Below are 2,214 nucleotides of genomic sequence, written 5' to 3'. Positions count from 1 at the left end.
TCTTAGAAGGAGATTTGGATATTATCCTCGACTTCGAAGTAGGAAGTGATGCGATAGTAGTTGTAGGCAGCACTGATGTAAGTTACGACGCCTTCACCGGCTTTTTATCGGTTGATGGATCGGAAGTTGCAGTATTAAATAGGGGGTTAGATATAGACGTCTTTACCAGAACCAATTCCGCTGTAGTATTCTAAAACGTAAGCTATCAGCTATCAGCTTATGCGCTACGCGGACGCTACTTGAGGTGCTATCAGCTATCAGCTTATGCGCTACGCGGACGCTACGCGAACAGACCAATTAAAGTAGGGTGGGCAAAGTAATATAATCTAGAATACTCAAAAGAAGCAAACTGTTTTTGCCCACCCTACTACAAGCTGCTATCTTGGTGAACGGGCAGTACCTGCTCTAGTAATTCCGGTACAATTCCTGGTTCGTAAGGGAGTTGGGGAGTGACATCCCCCAATTCGAGATAGGCGCGTTTGAGAACAGGTTCTGCACCGTCCAGCATATTCCGCATAGCAGGAACGTTGGCAGTGACGGCACAATCTCCGAAAGAAACGAGGATTTTGCTACGTTCCCGAACTTGGTTAATGAGTTCTAAGTTATCTTCATTGGCAATACCACCCTCTACTAAACAAACATCCACGTTTTCCGGGTATTCTTTCAGGTCAGACCCAACGGGACTGTAAACCACATCTACATATTGGGCGAGTTCGAGCAGCCATTCCTCTAGATCCAAAAAGGACATATGACATCCCGAACACCCCGCTAACCATACTGTTGCTAATTTAATTTTTTCCATCGTTACTCAAGCTGATAACGAGTTAACAAGTCGAATGAAATATACCTCCGACTTTTTTACCTTGTTGCATCAAACTGTTGAATAGGTCTACAGCTAATTTAGTCTGCCCGATATAATACTCAATTCCTATTTGATGGAGCAATTCCTCAGTTTCTGGACAGGTTTGTAGCATTAGTTGCATACCACGGGACAAAACCATAAACTCTATGCCCTGAGCCAAAATTTCTTCGATATCGGCGGGTTGAATACCGGGCTGATGGCGAGTACCTGTAAGTCTCCAATCCCATTCCTTAGCTCCTCCCGGCCATACTTTACAATCTTTGAATTGATAATTATCACCATTATTGGTTACCTCCATACGACCCCAAGAGATATGACTAATTAGGCTTGTCTGAGATTTGTTCATAACTATTACTGATCCAATTGTCCAACTATTAATTAGTAGAACCTATCGCTTCCATTCTTGTTTGGTTCTAGCTGTAACCAAAAATTCCAGCTTACCGCGATCGCGTTCTTTCTCTGCAGTTGTTGTGCCCTTACGGAAAATTGCCCCTGTGGGACAAGCATCTACGCATTTTCCGCAGGAAGTACAGGCATTTACCTCCCCCCAAGGAGAGTAACAGTCTTTTAGCCATTCGGTTTTCTCATCTTTTTTGAGCTTTGGCAACATAGCATTGAGTGCAGAACAAGACAACCCAATGCCTGTCTCTTTGTAAGTTTCTATGCATTGATTTAGCGCGCATAATTCCACCACCAACGAGCACAGCCAAAGTGCTGATCAAGTATATGAATTTGCTCTTGTGTGGGGTAAATCCTTATTTTGACGGCTTGATGTCTCACTGTTTCTACACTTATCTATCGACCTTCTATCATTATATAGCAGTCGAAGTAAAGCTTAAGACATATTTCTGCTCCGAACGCGCCCCGCGTGGCCTACGGCCTTAGTCCCTACTCCCTGCTCCCTTTCAACCAAAATACTCTTTCCTAAACTATACTTCGGTTGCTATATCCCTCTTCTGTCACTCTCCGAATTTAAGAGATAATAAAAAATCGGGGAGTTGATCAATAAACTTAAAATGGTTTAACTTGATTTATAGTATCAATTAAATCATGAAATCCGAGTAAAAAATAATAATTATCTATAACATTTAGCCACGGTAAAATCAATCCTAATAAAAGAGTTGGTTGAATAATTAAACGAAAATTATTTAAGATACTTTTCCATCCACTTTTATTATTCCATGTCTTGATGCAGTCGCTCATGGGGGAAACCACGGCAGTCGCTCATGGGGGGAACCACGGCAGTCGCTCATGGGGGGAACCACGGCAGTCGCTCATGGGGGGAACCACGGCAGTCGCTCATGGGAGGAACCACGGCAGTCGCTCATGGGGGGAACCACGGCAGTCGCTCA

1 protein-coding gene and 4 pseudogenes are annotated in these 2,214 nt (G+C 43.5%); 1 reads left to right on the top strand and 4 read right to left on the bottom strand.

The genetic code is table 11. From position 1 onward, the window contains the following. A pseudogene (locus tag F6K20_RS35120) lies at positions 1-194 on the top strand (calcium-binding protein); the annotation flags it as partial. A 188-nt stretch (positions 195-382) separates the two neighbouring features. On the opposite strand, the pseudogene F6K20_RS35115 reads toward F6K20_RS35120, so the two are convergent. The 4 genes and pseudogenes from F6K20_RS35115 to F6K20_RS35100 form a co-directional block, all read right to left on the bottom strand. Further along, positions 383-802 (bottom strand): annotated as a pseudogene (locus tag F6K20_RS35115) (NADH-quinone oxidoreductase subunit B family protein); the annotation flags it as partial. A gap of 22 nt (positions 803-824) precedes the next feature. Then, entirely contained in the window at positions 825-1,208 is a 384-nt protein-coding gene (locus F6K20_RS35110; protein ID WP_008191888.1) for an Mth938-like domain-containing protein, read from the bottom strand. A gap of 42 nt (positions 1,209-1,250) precedes the next feature. Continuing rightward, positions 1,251-1,415 (bottom strand): annotated as a pseudogene (locus F6K20_RS35105) (4Fe-4S double cluster binding domain-containing protein); the annotation flags it as partial. Beyond that, positions 1,416-1,642: pseudogene (locus F6K20_RS35100) on the bottom strand (helix-turn-helix domain-containing protein); the annotation flags it as partial. Between the last annotated feature and the right edge of the window lie 572 nt (positions 1,643-2,214).

Source organism: Moorena sp. SIO2C4 (assembly GCF_010672485.1).
GTDB classification, from domain to species: Bacteria; Cyanobacteriota; Cyanobacteriia; order Cyanobacteriales; family Coleofasciculaceae; genus Moorena; species Moorena producens.
This window is presented reverse-complemented; position numbering and strand designations above follow the sequence as displayed.